Annotated in this window: 18 protein-coding genes; 6 read left to right on the top strand and 12 right to left on the bottom strand. The window is 67.9% G+C overall.

Translation table 11 applies throughout. The features are described 5' to 3' along the window. Positions 1-254 precede the first annotated feature (254 nt). Entirely contained in the window at positions 255-848 is a 594-nt protein-coding gene (locus WOA58_RS10005) for a class I SAM-dependent methyltransferase (RefSeq protein ID WP_340604052.1), read from the top strand. Here WOA58_RS10005 and WOA58_RS10000 read toward each other — a convergent pair. From WOA58_RS10000 to thpR, 10 genes are all read right to left on the bottom strand, one after another. Beyond that, entirely contained in the window at positions 829-2,745 is a 1,917-nt protein-coding gene (locus WOA58_RS10000; protein ID WP_340604051.1) for a hypothetical protein, read from the bottom strand. The two genes, WOA58_RS10005 and WOA58_RS10000, sit on opposite strands and share 20 nt — an antisense overlap. A 214-nt stretch (positions 2,746-2,959) precedes the next feature. Then, positions 2,960-4,945: a polysaccharide lyase domain-containing protein gene (locus WOA58_RS09995; RefSeq protein ID WP_340604050.1), complete on the bottom strand. Its 1,986-nt coding sequence runs from the start codon at positions 4,943-4,945 to the stop codon at positions 2,960-2,962. Positions 4,946-5,035: 90 nt separating this feature from the next. Next, positions 5,036-6,568 (bottom strand): flippase, encoded by a 1,533-nt coding sequence (locus WOA58_RS09990; RefSeq protein ID WP_340604049.1) that lies wholly within the window; start codon positions 6,566-6,568, stop codon positions 5,036-5,038. 86 nt (positions 6,569-6,654) lie between these two features. After that, positions 6,655-7,890, bottom strand: coding sequence for a signal recognition particle-docking protein FtsY (gene ftsY, locus WOA58_RS09985; RefSeq protein ID WP_340604048.1), 1,236 nt, complete (start codon positions 7,888-7,890; stop codon positions 6,655-6,657). A 4-nt stretch (positions 7,891-7,894) separates the two neighbouring features. Beyond that, the gene (gene pfdA / locus WOA58_RS09980; RefSeq protein WP_390220953.1) at positions 7,895-8,347 is read right to left on the bottom strand and encodes a prefoldin subunit alpha; all 453 of its coding nucleotides are present in this window, start codon (positions 8,345-8,347) and stop codon (positions 7,895-7,897) included. A 76-nt stretch (positions 8,348-8,423) separates the two neighbouring features. Beyond that, positions 8,424-9,089, bottom strand: coding sequence for a translation initiation factor IF-6 (locus tag WOA58_RS09975; protein WP_340604046.1), 666 nt, complete (start codon positions 9,087-9,089; stop codon positions 8,424-8,426). Beyond that, a complete protein-coding gene (locus WOA58_RS09970) occupies positions 9,089-9,367 on the bottom strand; it encodes a 50S ribosomal protein L31e (RefSeq protein ID WP_340604045.1) in 279 nt (92 codons plus the stop codon). Before WOA58_RS09970 ends, WOA58_RS09975 begins: the two co-directional genes overlap by 1 nt. Then, the gene (locus WOA58_RS09965; protein WP_340604044.1) at positions 9,367-9,519 is read right to left on the bottom strand and encodes a 50S ribosomal protein L39e; all 153 of its coding nucleotides are present in this window, start codon (positions 9,517-9,519) and stop codon (positions 9,367-9,369) included. The genes WOA58_RS09970 and WOA58_RS09965 overlap by 1 nt, the downstream gene beginning before the upstream one ends. A 48-nt stretch (positions 9,520-9,567) precedes the next feature. Continuing rightward, positions 9,568-9,864, bottom strand: coding sequence for a DUF7563 family protein (locus tag WOA58_RS09960; RefSeq protein WP_340604043.1), 297 nt, complete (start codon positions 9,862-9,864; stop codon positions 9,568-9,570). A 79-nt stretch (positions 9,865-9,943) separates the two neighbouring features. Then, positions 9,944-10,498 carry an RNA 2',3'-cyclic phosphodiesterase gene (gene thpR, locus WOA58_RS09955; RefSeq protein WP_340604042.1) on the bottom strand — a complete coding sequence of 185 codons (555 nt, stop codon included), beginning with the start codon at positions 10,496-10,498 and terminating at the stop codon, positions 9,944-9,946. Between the two features lie 262 nt (positions 10,499-10,760). Here thpR and WOA58_RS09950 point away from each other — a divergent pair, with 262 nt between their 5' ends. The 3 genes from WOA58_RS09950 to WOA58_RS09940 all read left to right on the top strand — a co-directional run bounded on the left by WOA58_RS09950 (position 10,761) and on the right by WOA58_RS09940 (position 13,101). Then, positions 10,761-11,498, top strand: a complete 738-nt coding sequence (locus WOA58_RS09950) for a tetratricopeptide repeat protein (protein ID WP_340604041.1) — start codon at positions 10,761-10,763, stop codon at positions 11,496-11,498. Beyond that, a complete protein-coding gene (locus WOA58_RS09945; protein ID WP_340604040.1) occupies positions 11,495-11,785 on the top strand; it encodes a DUF424 domain-containing protein in 291 nt (96 codons plus the stop codon). The genes WOA58_RS09950 and WOA58_RS09945 overlap by 4 nt, the downstream gene beginning before the upstream one ends. Before the next feature lie 74 nt (positions 11,786-11,859). Beyond that, entirely contained in the window at positions 11,860-13,101 is a 1,242-nt protein-coding gene (locus WOA58_RS09940) for an aminotransferase class V-fold PLP-dependent enzyme (protein WP_340604591.1), read from the top strand. Between the two features lie 134 nt (positions 13,102-13,235). Here WOA58_RS09940 and WOA58_RS09935 read toward each other — a convergent pair whose 3' ends face one another. Next, the gene (locus tag WOA58_RS09935; protein WP_340604039.1) at positions 13,236-13,430 is read right to left on the bottom strand and encodes a hypothetical protein; all 195 of its coding nucleotides are present in this window, start codon (positions 13,428-13,430) and stop codon (positions 13,236-13,238) included. A gap of 95 nt (positions 13,431-13,525) precedes the next feature. Between WOA58_RS09935 and WOA58_RS09930 the strand changes: the two genes are divergently transcribed. After that, the gene (locus WOA58_RS09930) at positions 13,526-14,746 is read left to right on the top strand and encodes an outer membrane protein assembly factor BamB family protein (protein ID WP_340604038.1); all 1,221 of its coding nucleotides are present in this window, start codon (positions 13,526-13,528) and stop codon (positions 14,744-14,746) included. A 45-nt stretch (positions 14,747-14,791) separates the two neighbouring features. Next, complete coding sequence (locus tag WOA58_RS09925; protein ID WP_340604037.1) at positions 14,792-15,211, top strand: iron-sulfur cluster assembly scaffold protein; 420 nt, start codon at positions 14,792-14,794, stop codon at positions 15,209-15,211. Here WOA58_RS09925 and WOA58_RS09920 read toward each other — a convergent pair. Then, positions 15,208-15,525 carry a 2Fe-2S iron-sulfur cluster-binding protein gene (locus tag WOA58_RS09920; protein ID WP_340604036.1) on the bottom strand — a complete coding sequence of 106 codons (318 nt, stop codon included), beginning with the start codon at positions 15,523-15,525 and terminating at the stop codon, positions 15,208-15,210. The genes WOA58_RS09925 and WOA58_RS09920 overlap by 4 nt on opposite strands. Positions 15,526-15,551 lie beyond the last annotated feature (26 nt).

Below are 15,551 nucleotides of genomic sequence, written 5' to 3'. Positions count from 1 at the left end.
GCAGCCGTCTCGTTTTCGACTTCGGGTGCGGTCGTCGGTCCATCCTCGATCCGGACGGTAATGGTATGACCGAGGGAGTGGTCGTTTCGGACGACCAGTCGGCCCGGTTCGTCGCCATTACCGAGACAGCCCGATACGCCACCCAGAAGGAAAACACCGATTGTCTGCAGTAGTCGCCTTCTATTTACTATCATATATTAACTGCAATATATTTATTCGAAGCGCTAAAGCTTTTGTCCGTTCGACCGACGTTCATGACCGAGTTTCGCAACACCGCTCAGCCCGATCGGGACTGGTGGGATACCCTGTGGCCCGGTCCGCGGGACACCCTCGAGAGCCTGGGGACCGGGGACTGCGGCTCCTTGGTGGACATCTGCTGTGGCGACGGCCACTTCACGGTTCCCGCCGCCGACCTCGTCTCCGGCCCCGTCTACGGCGTGGACCTCGATCCGGAACTTCTGGAGGCGCTCGAAGCACGTTTGGAAACGGAGCGGATCGAAACGGTCGAGGGCGACGCGATGGCGCTCCCCGACCTGCTTCCCGAGCCGGTCGGCTGTGCGCTGCTGGCGAACACGCTCCACGGCGTTCCCGAGAAGCGCGCGCTCGCGGAGGCGGTCGCGGCCGTACTGGAGCCCGATGGGCGGTTCGTCGTGATCAACTGGGTCGACGCGCCCCCCGAGGAGACCTGGGTCCTCGACGAGCCCCGCGGCCCGCCCGCGGAGCTGCGGATGACGCCCAAGGAGACGGTCGAGGCGATCGAGCCCGCGGGGTTCGACGCCCGGGAAACGGTCTCGGTCTCGCCACATCACTACGCCGTGACGTTCGATCTCAGCGCTCACAGAGGGTGACGTCGCCGTTGTCGTAGCCGATCGAGCGGGTGCCACACATCTCGTCGACGTCGGTCTGGCGGATGTGGTCCTCGCCGTCGTCGGTCGCAAAGCGCGGCGCGCCGTCGCGCTGGTAGTCCCGATACAGCGTCGTCTCGTGGTCGGGCGGGTCGTCGTCGACGGTGGCGGCGGCGAAGCGGTCCTCCTCGCCGTCGTAGCGGTTCAGGGCGGTGGTGTAGGGGTGGTCGCTGAAGATCGGATCCTCGGCGTCGCTCTCGGTAGTCTCGACGATCGTCTCCATCGCCGTCATCTCCGTCGGCGTGTAGCTGTAACGGACGTTCTCCTCCTCGAAGGCGGGGGCGTCCTGGGTGGCGTCGGTCGCGAAGACCATCCCGCCGGAGAAGGCGAGCGCGAAGACGAGCACGACGGCCGCGAGCACCTGCGGGGAGCAGTCCCGACGTAGGCGGTCGAACCCGACCGCGGTGAGGACCGCCATCACCGCATAGAGGAAGGCGAACCACCGCCCGGGAAGGAAGTTCCGCAGGCCGAACAGCGGCGGGACGAGGGTAAAGACCGCCATGACCGCCGCGGCGACGATCAGCGTGAGCGCCGACTGATCGATCCGCTCGCGGTCGAGCAGATAGAGGCTCCCGACGATGGTCCCGAACAGCAACAGCAGGAACCCGGTGTGGTCGATCAACGGGATGACCGTCTCGGCGAGGAAGGTACCCTGTTCGGCCTCGGCGGCGCCCGTAGCGTCGCTGCGGTCGAACAGCCCGCTGTCGCCGATCGAGCCCCAGAGAACGACGACGACCGCCTCGGTGAACGTCCGCTCGCCCCAGGGGGTCATGCTCCAGACCAGCATGAGCAGTCCGAGCGCGAACGCCGAGTAGCCGTGGACGCTGTGGACGCTGATCGAGGGGCTGTCGTCGGAGAGGAACCGCTCCTTGAGCTGCCCGGCGTTCAGCGCGATCTGGGCCAGCGAACCGGCGCCGAACAGCACGAGCATGATGAACGACGAGACCTGGTGGGTCAGCGCCAGCGCGGTCATCAGCGAGACCAGCAGGGCGATGTGGGCGGGGCGGGCCCCGAGCTGCTGGATCCGGACGAACACCAACAGGAGCGCGAGAAAGACCACGAGCCCCAGACTCGTCGGGATGAGGTGGATCGACCAGACGACGACGAAATCGCTGATCGAGTAGGCCGCCGCGGCGAAGACCGCCCAGCGCGGGTCGGCGAGCCGGGCGGCCGTCAGGTAGACCAGCAGGCTCGCCACGGCCATCGCGACGCCGATCGACCCGAACAGCGCGAGCCGGGGCGTGAGGTCGGTCAACAGCGTCGCGGCGGCGACCGAGAGGTGATACAGCGGGGCGGCGACGTAGGTGGTCTCGCCCATCCCCTCGAGCGACCCCGCCGCGAGGATCCCCTCGACGTACTGGGACATGTGGATCCAGACGTCGATCCCGACGTAGCCCGCCGAGCCCAGGAGCCCGGCGAAACGGACGACGAACCCGAGCGCCAGAACCTGTGTCAACAACAACCCCACCGACAGGTCCCGCTCGGGGACGAACGCGATCTGGACGAACACGAGCGTCGAGAGGGCCGCCGTGACCAGGTAGAACGCCGGGCCGCGCCCGCCGAGCAGTATCGAGAGGGCGATCAGGCCGGTGGTCCCGAGGAAGACGACGCTCGGGAGCGCGTGGACGGCCCACCGCGGCAGCGTCCCGACCCCCTCGACCGGCGGGCCGCGGGCCGCGAGCAGGTACAACAGGCAGGCGACCGCGAGCACCGGCGGGACCGTTCGCACCAGTATATGGGTGAGATAGAGGTTCAGCGGAGCCAACAGCCCCGCGGCTACCAGTCCCACGAGCGCGCTTGCGGTTCCGGGACCGATCCGTCGAACCGAACCGAGGGCCATCTATCGGTCCCCCTCGGTCGCGAGCCCTACCTGCCGGTGCCCCGGTCCCCCTCCCTGCCCCATCGCTCCCACGTCCGCTCCCCACCGGGTTTGTTATGTCGGTGCTAACGGGGCGGCGTGGTAGAACGGGACAGGAAGGTCGCCCGGGCGAAACGGTACCGTTCCGAAGAGCCCCACGATCGGGGGACGGCGGCGGATAAGGGGCGACTAACGGTCAGTCGTCGTACGTGACGACCTCGTCGTCGTCGAGCTCCGCCCCGTCGATCGAGACGGTGACGTCGCCGAGCGCGATGAACCCGGTGATCGTGTCGCCGGCCGGGATGCGGTAGGCGTCGCGGCCCCCCCGGAGGGAGCCTGCGGCCATCGTTCCGACGATGCCGTCCCCGGGGTCGACGGTCGCCCCCTCGACGTCGGCGTACTCGAGACCCAGGCCGGTCTCGATGATGTAGTGGGTCGGGTCGGTCTCGCTGCCGCCCTCGAGCGTGATCACCGGCCCGTCGAGTTCGGGGTCCTCCGGGTCGGGGTCGGGGCTGGGCTCCGGCTCCGGTTCGACCTCGGCCCGCTCACCCTCGAGGAGCACCTCGACCGGCGCGTCGGCGTCGAGGAGATCGATCTCGCCGGTGTAGACGAACGAGTCGGTGGCGTCCTCGAGGCGGCCGACCACGGTCGATCCGTCGATCTCGTAGTCGCCCTCGTCATCCCCGCCATCGGCCGGCTCGACCGCTCCCGTCACGCTGAACGTGTAGTTGGCCGGCTCGCCCCGGTCCGCGATCGTCAGCGTGCGGCCCTCGCGAGGTTCGAGGACGATCGGCGGCTGGCGACCCGAGACATCGAGCTCGAGGTCCTCGTAGACGCCCACCTCGTAATCCGGATGGGTCGCTCGGAGGTCGTAGCTGCCGACCGGGAGCTCCTCGAAGAGGGCGTACGTCCCGAAGTACTCCTCGCCCTCGACGGTCTCGGCAGTATAAGGACCGTCGTAGCCGTCCATTGGCGTTCCCTCGTGGGGCTCGATCGAGACGGTCACGCCCTCGACGTACTCGTCGTCCTCGGCCTCGCGGACGTAAACCCGGAGCTGGGCGGTCTCGACCTCCCCTCGCGGGTGGCCGATCCCCGCCTCGGGCTCGTCGGGGCCGTAGTGGTTGTTCGAGAGCGCCACGTCGTTCCAGCCGTCCCCGGAGACGTCGCCGCCGTACTGGACGACCGGCGCGTCCCCGAGATATCGGTCGTCGCCGGGGTCGGTCGGGTTGTGGAACCAGTTGTTCGCGACGCGTGCGCCCTCGCTCGGCACGCCGCGGATCGCGACCGCCGGGGTCGCCTGCCCGTCGCGTCGCTCGACCAGCTCGAAGGTGTTGTGGTGGACGTCGATCCGCTCGCCGCCGGGGCTGTGCATCTCGAAGCCGAACAGGAGGTTCGTCGGCCCCTGGATGTTGTACCGGGCTTCGTAGCTACAGCCCTCCTGACCGCCGCCGGCGATGCTGTGGCGGTTGCGATCGAAGTAGTTGTACTCGATCAGCGGGTCGCCCCGGTAAACGACGACGCCGTAGCCGAGCCCCTCCATCATGTTGTCGTGAAAGGAGCAGTGATGGACGTGGGCGGCGCTGTCGACCGGGTCCGAGCCGTGCTGGCCGATCCCGACGCCGGCGTGGGTCCAGCCGTAGAGCTCGCAGTTGTCGACCTCGCAGTCGCCGTACGCGCGGATCGCGAGCGAGGCGTCGTCCCAGACGTATCCGTCGGGGTCGTGGTAGCCGACCCGATGACCCCGGAACCGCAGGCCGGTGATCCGCACGTCGTCCTCGTAGACCTGGAAGAGCCGCGAGGCACGCCGATCGGCGGTGATCAGCGCGCCCGGCGAGCCGTCCCGGCCCCGGCCGCTGGCGAGCGTCACGCCGCCAGGGATCGTGATCCGGCGGGCGCTGAGGTCGATCGTCGCGTCGTCCTCGACGTAGATCGTCACGTCACCGCCCGCGAGGGCGGCCTCCAGCTCCTCGGCAGTCGAGACGACGACGTCGGCGTCGTCGGGGCTGACGTGGCGGTCGTACTCCTCGCCGCCGCCGATCTCGGTGTCGGTCGGGGCGGGATCGTCGTCGGCCTGGGCCCGGGTCGGCGTGGGGGCGACCGACGCCCCCGCGACAGCGGCCAGTCCGAGGGTGAGATACGTCCGTCGCCCCATCGAGCCGCCGGTGGATCCGTGACGTTGCATATTTCCTAGGTCTACAGATTAATAATAAGTCTTGTGTAAACAAGTACGCAAATAAGCAGGTTCCCCGCCGAAGGGAGGTGAGCGGCGGGATCAGAGCAGACGTTTCGCGACGGCCTTCGCCGGACCGAGGTCGACGCCCAGACGTTCCTCGAGGTCGAGCAGGAGCAGCACCTCCTCGCGTTCGATCCCGCCGAAACGGAGCGTGACGACGGCGTGGATCGCGAGGAACAGCGCGAACAGCGGGACGAACACGAAGACCGTCACCGTCACCAGCGAGGTGACGACGAGGTAGACGGTCCCGATCGAGGCGACCGCGATCGTCGCGGGCTTGAACAGCGACGCGCCGAAGGGGTGGATCCCGGTGCGGGTGTAGAGCTGGGTCGAGTAGGCGACGTTGAGCAGGAAGTAGGAGATCACGGTCGCGACCGACGCGCCGAGATAGGAGTACCGCGGGATCAGAACGACGTTGAGCGCGACGTTGAGCGCCGCGGCTCCGATGTTGTCGTACATGATCAGCCGGGTGTTGCCCATCGCGGTCAGCGTCTTGTAGTTGGGGCCGGCGACCGCGTGGATGAAGAAACCGACGGCGAGGATCGAGAGCGCGAACGCCCCCTCCACGTAGTCGGGGCCGTAGGTGTAGCGAAGCAGCAGTTCGGGGAACAGCGCGATCACGAGGACGATCGGCAGCGAGACCATGAAGATCCACTTGGTGACCAGCTGGTACATGTGCTTCATCTCCGCGACGTCGCCCTCGGCGTGGAGCTCCGAGAGGATCGGAACGAATAGGAAGCCGAAGGACGCGAGCACGGCCGTCAGCATCGTCGCCAGCGGGTAGAGCACGTTGTAGATCCCGACGTCGGCCGTCGAGACGAAATAGCCCAGCAGGAACGTGTCGATGTCGGCGAGGATCTTCACCATGATCGAGGAAACGATCAGCGGCGCCGAAAAGGCGAGCAGCTCGCGGTGCATCGGCGTGGCCTCGGTCCGCGTGAACAGCGACGTATACCGGTAGAGGTAGTACATCCCGAGCATCGCGGCGGCGGCGTGACCGAGGACGTACGCCCAGGCGACGCCGGCGGCGTCGAAGCCCAGCGCGAGGATTATCACCGCGAGGACCAGCCGGGTGATGTGGGCGGTGACGTTCTCGACGAACACCTTCGGCGTCGAGCGTTTCGTCCCCTGGATCCCGCCGACCGCGAGCTTCTCGACGGAGGCGAACGGCATCGCGAGCCCGAACACCCGAAGGACGGGCGCGACGCCCTCGTCGCTGAAGACGCTCGCGGCGATCGGCTCGGCGAAGACGATCAGTCCCCCGCCCGCGAGCAGCGACAGCGGGAGGACCAGCTGGAAGGCCGAGACGAGGACGCCGCGGCGTCGTGCCGGGTCGTCGTAGCGCGGGAGGAACCGCCCGACACCGGTGTGCATCCCGAGCAGAACGAGCGTCGAGGCGGTCGCGAGGGCCGCGGAACCGAGCGCGATCGCGCCGTAGCCGTCGGGCCCGAGCAGGCGGCCGATGACGAGCGTCGAGAGAAAGGAGATCGCCAGCCCGAACATCTCGCCGACGAAGACGATGCTGCCGCCGGTGAACAGCTTCCGGAACGGTTCGTCGTCGTCATCGCCCATCGACGGTAGCTACAGTGACCCCTGCCGTAGGCATTGCGTTACGGATCCGTCATGTAAACGTCCGTGAACGATCGGGATCGGAACGCTCATTCGCCGACCAGCTGGTCGGCCAGCCACTCGGGATCGAACCGTTCGACGTCGTCGTACCCCTGTCCGGTCCCCAGAAAGAGGATCGGCTTGCCGGTCACGTACGCGATCGAGATCGCCGCGCCGCCGTTGGCGTCGGCGTCGGCCTTCGTGAGGATCGCGCCGTCGATCTCGGCGGTTGCGTTGAACTTCTTCGCGCGCTGGACGGCGTCCTGGCCGGCGACGGCCTCGTCGGTAAACAGCGTCATGTCCGGGCCGACGACGCGCTCGATCTTCTCCAGTTGGTCCATCAGCCCCTCGTTGGTGTGCAGGCGTCCGGCGGTATCGCCGAGCACCACGTCGATGTCGTGGGCCTCGGCGTACTCGACGGCGTCGTAGATCACCGCCGCGGGATCGCCGCCCTGCTCGTGGGAGATGAGCTTCGTATCGAGGTTCTCGGCGTGCTCGCGGATCTGCTCGTTGGCGCCCGCACGGTAGGTGTCGCCGTTGGCCATCACCGTCGAGTAGCCCCGCTCCTCGAGATACCGCGAGAGCTTCGCGATCGAGGTGGTCTTGCCGACGCCGTTGACGCCGGTGAAGATGATCGTGACGGGCTTCTCGGCCTCGGCGATGCGCTGCTCGAAGTCGAACTGGCCGACGCTGATCACGTCCAGAAGCGCCTCCCGGAGCGCCTGGTCGACCCGTTCCTCGACCGTCTGGGTCATCCCGCGGGTCGCGTTCTCGAGGTCGTCGCGGAGGTTCGAGACGATCTCCTGGGCGACGCTGAACTCGACGTCGCTCTCGAGCAGCGCGAACTCCAGGTCGTCGAGGGGCTCCTCGATGACCTCCGGGTCGATGACGATCTGGCCGGTCGCGAGCGAACGCGCCCGGTGCATGAATCCGCTCGAGGAGTTCCCCTCCGACGCGTCCGGCTCGGGTTCGGACTCCGGTTCCGGATCGGAATCGGTGCTCGGCTCCGCGTCGTCCACGGGCTCGGCGGCCGGTTCGGCCGCCCCGTCGCGTTCGGCCGTCGGCTCGGGCTCGACGGGCTCGCCCGATCCCGCCGGTTCGGGTTCGGCGTCGGGGGCCGCCTCGGCGGACGCCGACGTGTCGGGCTCGGTCGCGGCGCCTGCTTCGGCGGTCGCCCCCTCGGGACGATCCTCGGACTCGGCGCTGTCGGCGACCTCATCCTCCTCGGCTTCCTCCTCGACGTCGTCGCGGAAGCGACCGATCTTCTCCTTCAGCCCGTCGAACATCTATCTACTCGTCGTTCTGTTGCTGCTGCATCTGCTGCATCGCCTGCTGTTGGGCCTGCTGCTGGACCTGTTGGGCGCGCTGCTCGACCTCGTCCATCTCGGATTCGACCTCGTCCATCTCGGCCTCGACCTCGTCGATCCGCTCGGAGAGCCGGTTGCGCTTCTCCTGGAGGGTATCGGTCGCGTCCTCCTGTTCCTGCTCGGCGGCGAAGCCGCCGCCGACGTCGACGACGACCTCGTCGATGTCGTCGACCGTCGCGCGGACGTACGCGCCGCCGCCGACGGGGACCTGCACCGTCGAGCCCGTCTCGAGGGACTCGAGGGCGTCGACCGCGTCGGTGATCTCCGTCTGTTCGTCCTGTAGCTCCTCGATCTCGGCCTCGAGCGACTCCTGCTGGGCGTCGAGCTCCTGGAGCTGTTCGGAGAGCTGCTGCAGTTCGGGGTTGCCGCCACCCATGCTCATCGCGCGATCACCGTGTTGTGAGAAACGAACGTCATGCCTATGACTGGGCCCGCGAGTCGGAAGTATCTTCCTAGTCGAGATAGCCCAGCGCGTCCTCGATCCGCCCGAGCTCGGGGCCCGTGGTGTCCCGACCGGCGACGTAGCCCGAGGCGTTCGCGACCAGCCCCGACCCCACGAGCGGCCCGCCGTAGTTGATCGTCCCGATGTCGGCGTAGACGCCGAGATGCTCCTCGAGGAAGTCGAGCTCCCCGTCGGTGGCCTTCGGGTGACAGAGCACGCCGTCGTCCGTCGCCACCGCGGCCGTCCCGACGGTGCGGAGACCGGCGAGCTCGCCGCGTTCGACGGGAACGTCGAGTCCGTCCTGTACCGCCTGTACGGCCTCCCGCGGGAGGTCCGGGTGGACGTACGCGCCGTTGTCGTTGGCGAGCACGACGTTGCCCGCGGCGTTGATCCGCCCGGGGAGCTCGGTGATCGGCAGGTCGCTCACCGTCCCGATCGCCTCGCGTTCGGCGTCGGTGATCCGGCTGCTGACCAGCAGCCCCTTCGAGTTGCCCACCGATAGCGCCCCGACGGTACTGGCGCCGCCGATGGTCGTCGCGACCGACGGGACCCCGAGCTCCTCCTCGAACTCCTCGCGCAGATCGTCCTCGACGTCGTTGCGCACGAGGAGCGCGTCGTCGGTCGCGCGGGCGAAGACGCCGACCGACGACGAGCCGAAAAAGGCGGTGCGAAGCACTATCGCGCGAGCTCGGCCTCGACGAGCGCCTCGCCGTCCTCGGTGAAGCGGGCCGCACGCACGCGGAGCTTGCTCGGCGGGTTACGCCGCCCCTGCTCCCAGACGGCCTCGTTGATCGAGGGATCCAGACGGATCGCCTCCTCCTCGACCGAGAAGTGTTGCGCGAGGTGCTCGCGGACGATCTTCATGGCCTTGCCGGCGCGTTCGTGGCTGGCCTGGGCCTTCGCGTCGCGCAGCGGCACCGTGACAACCCGCTCCTCGAAGTCGCTGGCGCTCATTATTCGTCGGTGTCGCTACGGCGCCAGTTTCGCCGCTGGGGGTTTCGCGTCACGTTGCGGTCGGTCTTGAGCATCACCCACGCGGGGATGCGCGAGTTCTGGCGGTCGAGCTTCGCCAGCCGTTTCTTCTTCGCCTTCGATTTCTTGCCCATAGTACCCGCTGTTACCCCGCCGGCGCATAAAATCCTGTCCCTTCGCGCTCAGAACAGGCCGGATACCGCCCGGCCGACGCGGCCGAACGGGCCGTCGTCCTCGCCCTCGGAGGCCGACGGATCCCCGGCGGGGCTCGCGTCGTCGGTCTCGACCGCGTGCTCCTCGGAGTCGAACTCGCTCATCCGGAAGCTCAGTTTGCGCTCGGAGCCCTGATCGGTCGATTCGGAGCCTTCGTCCCAGCCGGCCCGGCAGTTCGGGCAGCTCGTGACGGCGTCCTGGTTGTCACCGAACACGCGGGCGTAGTCCCGCGAAACGTACGCTTCACAGCGGTCGCATCGTACCATAGCGACGTATAGCATCCTAAACATAATAAAACTATCACATCAACGGAATGAATATAGCCACCCAGCGAGCCCGAACGGATCAGAGCGGGATCGACGCGACGGTCGAGTAGACGGGGCCGTCGGAGGCGAGTTCGCTTTCCGTCAGGCGGATCTCCCCGACCTCCGCTCGACCCACGGTCGGATCGCGCTCGCGAACGAGCCGTTGGACGTGTTCCTTGCCGCCGGCGTGGTCCATCCGCGCGACCGTCGCGTGGGACGTGAACTCGTGATCCTCCGGGTCGAACCCCATATCGACCGTCTCGCGCTCGATCGCCTCGTGGAGTCGGGCCATCGCCTCGCCTCCCTCGCGAACCCCGAGCCAGACGACGCTGATGTACTCCAGCGAGGGGAAGACCCCCAGCCCGCCGTATTCGGCCTCGAAGGGCGAGACGTCCGATTCGGCGACGGCGGTCTCGAGGGCCTCCTCGAGTTCGGGGACGCGGCCCTCCTCGACCTCGCCGAGGAACTTCAGCGTGACGTGGGTCTGGGTGGGGTCTGTGGGGCGGATCCCCTCGGCTTCCGAGAGCTCCTCCTGGATGTCGGCTATCGGTTCTGCGAACTCGTCGGGGAGGTCGATGCTGACGAACAGGCGCATGATGGGGATTGGACGGTGATCGACTAATCGGTGTGGGTGGGCGGGACTGTCGCGGTGCGGCGGCCGGTTCGAGTGCGGGCGGCACTCTTCGCCGCCCGCACGAGAAGGACGGGGGAGGGCTGGCGTCCCCGAGAGCGGTGCGCAATCGCGCACCGCGACTAGGCGGTACCTGGCTGGAAATGAAAAGGGCGAGCGGCTGCTGCCAAGCAGCCGCGAGGGCTTTCGACGTAAGCCTTACCCCGCGCCCCCGCCTACCCCGTCCATGACCGATCAAGAGGACCGAGACCACCGTTTCTCCGAGGGTCAGGGGTTCGACGACGCCTACGGGGAGTTCGACCTCGAGCCCCCGGAGCTCAAGGTCGACCCCGAGAAGGTCGATCCCGTCGACTCGCGGGTGCTGACCGACCTGCTCGACGAGCACAACGTCGACCGGGACGACATCGACGTCGACGCGTTGATCGACGTCGGGCTCAACTACATGGAGATCAACCGCCACGAGCAGGCGACGACGACCTTCGAGCGCGCGGCGCGCTTCGCCGACGAGGACTCGTCCCAGGCCCAGGAGGCCTGGGCGAACAAGGGCGTCGCCCACGCCGAGACGGAGGAGTACGACGAGGCGATCGGCGCCTATCGGGAGGCGCTGCGGATCGACGAGGACTCCGAGCACGCCGCGGTCGCCGAGACCAACCTCGCGTACGCGCTCTGGGAGACCGGCAAGACCGAGCAGGCGCTCGAACACGCCGAGCGCGCCGTCGAGATCGACAACCGCTTCCCCCACGCCTGGTACAACCGCGGCTTCTTCCTGCTCGAGCGCGGGCTCGCCGAGGAGGCGGTCAACTGCTTCGACAACGCGATGCGCCTGGGGCTCAGGAACGCCGACCTGCTCGAGGAGAAGGCCCGCGCCCACGAGGAACTCGGGGAGGACGAACAGGCCGAGGAGCTGGCCGAGGAGGCAGAAGAGCTGCGCAGCGAGGGCGAACAGCAGCTGCTGGAGCGATGATCCTCACGGAGCGCGAGACCCCGAAAGGGCTGTTGGTTTCGGTCTGCGATCGCGACGTCCTGGGCGAGACCTTCGAGAACGGCGAGGTTTCGATCACGGTGACCGAGGAGTTCTACGGCGGCGAGGAGGCCGGCGAGGAGCGGGTCGCGACGACGCTCGCGCGCGCGAGCGTGGGCAACCTCGTCGGCGAGCGATCGGTCTCCCTCGCCATCGATCGGGGCCACGTCGAGGAGGCGAACGTCCTCGACATCGACGGGGTCCCTCACGCGCAGTTCCTGCGGATGTAACGGATCGCGGTTACGCCGCCCCGTGCGGACCGAAGGAATGTTCTCCCTCGAAGCCTACCCATCTAGCAATGGGCATTCAGGAATCCGCGCCGCTCGACGTCGAACGGATCCGGGGGGAGTTCCCGATCCTCGAACGGGAGTTCGACGGCAACCAGCTGGTCTACCTCGACAACGCCGCCACCACGCAGACGCCCGAGCCGGTGATCGACGCGATCGCGGACTACTACCGCGAGACCAACGCCAACGTTCACCGCGGGATCCACCACCTCAGCCAGGAGGCCTCCATCGCCTACGAGGAGGCCCACGACACCGTGGCCGAGTTCGTCGGCGCTTCGGGCGGGCGCGAGGAGATGGTGTTCACGAAGAACACCACCGAGGCCGAGAACCTCGTCGCCTACGCCTGGGGCCTGAACGAACTCGGAGAGGGTGACGAGGTCGTGCTGACCGAGATGGAGCACCACGCCTCGCTGGTGACCTGGCAGCAGATCGCGAAGCGGACGGGCGCCGAGGTCAGGTATATCGAGGTCACCGAGGGGGGCGAGCTCGACATGGACCACGCCCGCGAGCTGATCGGCGAGGACACCCGGATGGTCTCCGTCGTGCACGTCTCGAACGCGCTCGGCACGATCAACCCCGTCGGGGAGCTCGCCGATCTGGCCCACGAGAACGACTCGCTGATCTTCGTCGACGGCGCGCAGGCCGTCCCGAACCGCCCCGTCGACGTCGAGGCGATCGACGCCGACTTCTACGCCTTCTCGGGCCACAAGATGGCCGGTCCCACCGGGATCGGCTGTCTCTACGGGAAGAAGGCAATCCTCGAGGCGATGGAGCCGTTCCTCTACGGCGGCGAGATGATCCGCAAGGTCACCTACGAGGAGTCGACCTGGAACGACCTCCCCTGGAAGTACGAGGCCGGCACGCCGCTGATCGCCCAGGGGATCGCTCTCGAGCAGGCGGTGGAGTACCTCGAGGAAATCGGTATGGAGCGGATTCAGGCCCACGAGGAGTGGCTCACCGAGTACGCCCTCGATCGACTTTCGGAGTTCGACGACATCGAGGTCTACGGGCCGAAGGAGGCGGGGAACCGCGGCGGGCTCATCGGCTTCAACCTCGATAGCGTTCACGCCCACGACCTGGCCTCGATCATGAACGACCACGCCGTGGCGATCCGGGCGGGCGATCACTGCACCCAGCCGCTGCACGACAAGCTCGGGACGGCGGCCTCCGCGCGGGCCTCCTTCTACCTCTACAACACCCGCGAGGAGGTCGATCGGCTGGTCGAGGCGGTCGACGACGCGCGCCAGCTGTTCGCGTAAGCGAACGTTCACGAAAGGGGATCGGCGGTCGACGTGTTCGCGAGCGAAGCGAGCGAACGCTCGGAGCGACGTAGTCGCTCCGGTGAGGCGCGCCAGCTGTTCGCGTAGGCGAACGTTCCCAGGAGGGGTCGGTCTCAGCCCCGATACAGCAGGACTCCGGCAGCGACGAGCGCGAGCGGGCTGAGGGCGACCAGCGTAATGCCGAATCCCGGATAGCCCGCGAAAACGAGGCTCGTTCCGACGGTGAGGGCGACGAGGAACAGGGCGGCCAACCCGAACACCAATCGCCTGAGGCGTTTCGCACGGGCGAAGTCGATATCTGAGTCCATACCGGCGATAGAGGGCCGGAGTGCTTAGTGTCCACCTTTCGTCGTGTGGCGGACTGATCGAAACGCTCAGGGCCGCTCGGCGTGAGTGCCGTGCCATGGACGGGAGTCCGGACGCGGGACGGCGGCGGCTGCTCTACACGCTCGGGACCGGTGCGTTCTGTGGCCTCGCGGGCTGTACCGACGACGGGGATGACGCTACCGGCGAGAACGGCGATCCATCCGAAGACGAACCCGGGGACGAGGAGGAAGAGCCGCTCGATAACGGCGAGGAAGAGGACGAAGAAGACGGCGGGGAAGGGATGGAGGACTGGCCGACCTACCGAGCGGACCCGGAGAACACGGGCCACCAGCCCGGATCGAGCGGTCCCGACGACCCCGAGGTCGCCTGGACGTCCGACACGGACGGGGCGATCTACGCCTCGCCGACGGTCGCCGACGGGACCGTCTACGTCGGGAGTTACGACGAGACGCTCTACGCGCTCGACGCCGGATCGGGCGAGGAGAACTGGTCGTTCGACACCGGGGGGAACGCCTTCTCGTCGGTCACCGTCGAGGGCAAGTTCGCGTACGTCGGTGGGTTCGCCGATACGGTTCACGCGCTCGATCGCGAGAGCGGCGAGGAGGCAGGCTCCTTCGCAACCGGCGGCGACGTGGGCTCCTCGCCGGCGATCGTCGACGGGACCGTCTACGTCGGCGCGGACGACGGGTTCGTCTACGCGCTCGGGGAGAACGAGTGGCAGGTCGAGACCGGCGCGGAGGTCGTCGCCAGTCCCGCCGTCTCGGAGGGACGCGTCTTCGTCGGGAGCTTCGACGGGACGTTCTACGCGCTGGACGCCGAGACCGGCGAGGAGCTGTGGAGCGTCGACGGGGCCGGGGAGTTCGAGGGGCCGGCCGCCGTCTCCGAGGGGACGGCCCTGGTCGGCGACAGGGGCGGGGTGCTCCACGCGCTCGATTCCGAAACCGGCGCGGAGCGCTGGCGCCTCGAGACCGGCGACTGGACGGGCTCGGGGCCGGCGGTCGCGGACGGGGTCGTCTATGGCGCGAACCGCGACGGGGCGGTCTACGCGCTCGACGTCGGCGACGGGAGCGAGCAGTGGCGCTTCCAGACCGGCGCGGAGGTCTGGTCCTCGCCGACCGTCGCCGGCGATCGGGTGTTCGTCGCCAATCGGGAAGGGGTCGTCTACGCGCTCGACGGCGCCGAGGGGACCAACGAGTGGAGCGTCCCGATCGGCGAGGTAACGTTCTCCTCGCCGGCCGTGGTCGACGGGAGCCTCTACGTCGGCAGCACGGACGGCTCGCTGTACGCCCTCAGATAGCCCTGCGGAACCCTTTTGCCGGCCACTCCCGTACTCGGTTCCACTATGAGCATGGGATCGGACATGTACCGCGAGCAGATCCTCGATCACTACAAGAACCCCCGGAACTACGGGGAGCTCGAGGATCCCAGCTTCTCGCACGTCGGGGAGAACCCGATGTGTGGCGACGAGATCCGGGTCGACGTCGTGCTCGCCGAGGACGGCGAGACCATCGAGTACGTCGCCTTCTCCGGCGACGGCTGTGCGATCAGCCAGGCCAGTGCGAGCCTGCTGACCCAGGAACTACCGGGCATGAACTTAGAGGAGCTCGCCGAGATGGATCGGGACGACATCACCGAGATGCTCGGCATCGAGATCAGCCCGATGCGGATCAAGTGTGCGGTGCTCGCCGAGAAAGTGGTCCAGGACGGTGCGGAGATCCATCAGGGCGAGAAGGACCTCGATAAGACGACGACCGAGGACTAACCCCAGGGGCTCGACCCGAGCTCGGCCTTGAGCCGCGAGCCGGTTCTGATCCGACAGTCCGCGTGTGGAACGGCGATACACAGGAGCGCATACCCATCCTTTAGGTCGCTCCGCTCAAGTGCGCGCGGCATTCCCCTGTGTTCGATACGTCCCTCCAAGACCTGTCCGACACACTCCGCACAGGTCCCGCTCCGGCAGTCGTAGGGGAGCCGGATCCCCGCCCGGGCCGCGGCCTCGAGGACCGTCTCGTTCTCCTCGACCGGAAACGCTTCCTCGCGGTCGTCGGGCCACTCCAGGGTGATCTCGTGGGCCATACCCCGTGAAGGGGCCGCGGGTTCAC

Source organism: Halalkalicoccus tibetensis (genome assembly GCF_037996645.1).
Lineage (GTDB): Archaea > Halobacteriota > Halobacteria > Halobacteriales > Halalkalicoccaceae > Halalkalicoccus > Halalkalicoccus tibetensis.
The sequence above is the reverse complement of the archived record's forward strand: the minus strand, read 5'-3'. Positions and strand labels throughout refer to the sequence as shown.

What these genes read in the sequence shown, in the direction of transcription:
- WOA58_RS10005 (WP_340604052.1), top strand. Translation starts at nt 255, where the DNA reads ATGACCGAGTTTCGCAACACCGCTCAGCCCGATCGGGACTGGTGGGAT.
- WOA58_RS10000 (WP_340604051.1), bottom strand. Translation starts at nt 2,745, where the DNA reads ATGGCCCTCGGTTCGGTTCGACGGATCGGTCCCGGAACCGCAAGCGCG.
- WOA58_RS09995 (WP_340604050.1), bottom strand. Translation starts at nt 4,945, where the DNA reads ATGCAACGTCACGGATCCACCGGCGGCTCGATGGGGCGACGGACGTAT.
- WOA58_RS09990 (WP_340604049.1), bottom strand. Translation starts at nt 6,568, where the DNA reads ATGGGCGATGACGACGACGAACCGTTCCGGAAGCTGTTCACCGGCGGC.
- ftsY (WP_340604048.1), bottom strand. Translation starts at nt 7,890, where the DNA reads ATGTTCGACGGGCTGAAGGAGAAGATCGGTCGCTTCCGCGACGACGTC.
- pfdA (WP_390220953.1), bottom strand. Translation starts at nt 8,347, where the DNA reads ATGGGTGGCGGCAACCCCGAACTGCAGCAGCTCTCCGAACAGCTCCAG.
- WOA58_RS09970 (WP_340604045.1), bottom strand. Translation starts at nt 9,367, where the DNA reads ATGAGCGCCAGCGACTTCGAGGAGCGGGTTGTCACGGTGCCGCTGCGC.
- WOA58_RS09965 (WP_340604044.1), bottom strand. Translation starts at nt 9,519, where the DNA reads ATGGGCAAGAAATCGAAGGCGAAGAAGAAACGGCTGGCGAAGCTCGAC.
- WOA58_RS09960 (WP_340604043.1), bottom strand. Translation starts at nt 9,864, where the DNA reads ATGGTACGATGCGACCGCTGTGAAGCGTACGTTTCGCGGGACTACGCC.
- thpR (WP_340604042.1), bottom strand. Translation starts at nt 10,498, where the DNA reads ATGCGCCTGTTCGTCAGCATCGACCTCCCCGACGAGTTCGCAGAACCG.
- WOA58_RS09950 (WP_340604041.1), top strand. Translation starts at nt 10,761, where the DNA reads ATGACCGATCAAGAGGACCGAGACCACCGTTTCTCCGAGGGTCAGGGG.
- WOA58_RS09945 (WP_340604040.1), top strand. Translation starts at nt 11,495, where the DNA reads ATGATCCTCACGGAGCGCGAGACCCCGAAAGGGCTGTTGGTTTCGGTC.
- WOA58_RS09935 (WP_340604039.1), bottom strand. Translation starts at nt 13,430, where the DNA reads ATGGACTCAGATATCGACTTCGCCCGTGCGAAACGCCTCAGGCGATTG.
- WOA58_RS09930 (WP_340604038.1), top strand. Translation starts at nt 13,526, where the DNA reads ATGGACGGGAGTCCGGACGCGGGACGGCGGCGGCTGCTCTACACGCTC.
- WOA58_RS09925 (WP_340604037.1), top strand. Translation starts at nt 14,792, where the DNA reads ATGAGCATGGGATCGGACATGTACCGCGAGCAGATCCTCGATCACTAC.
- WOA58_RS09920 (WP_340604036.1), bottom strand. Translation starts at nt 15,525, where the DNA reads ATGGCCCACGAGATCACCCTGGAGTGGCCCGACGACCGCGAGGAAGCG.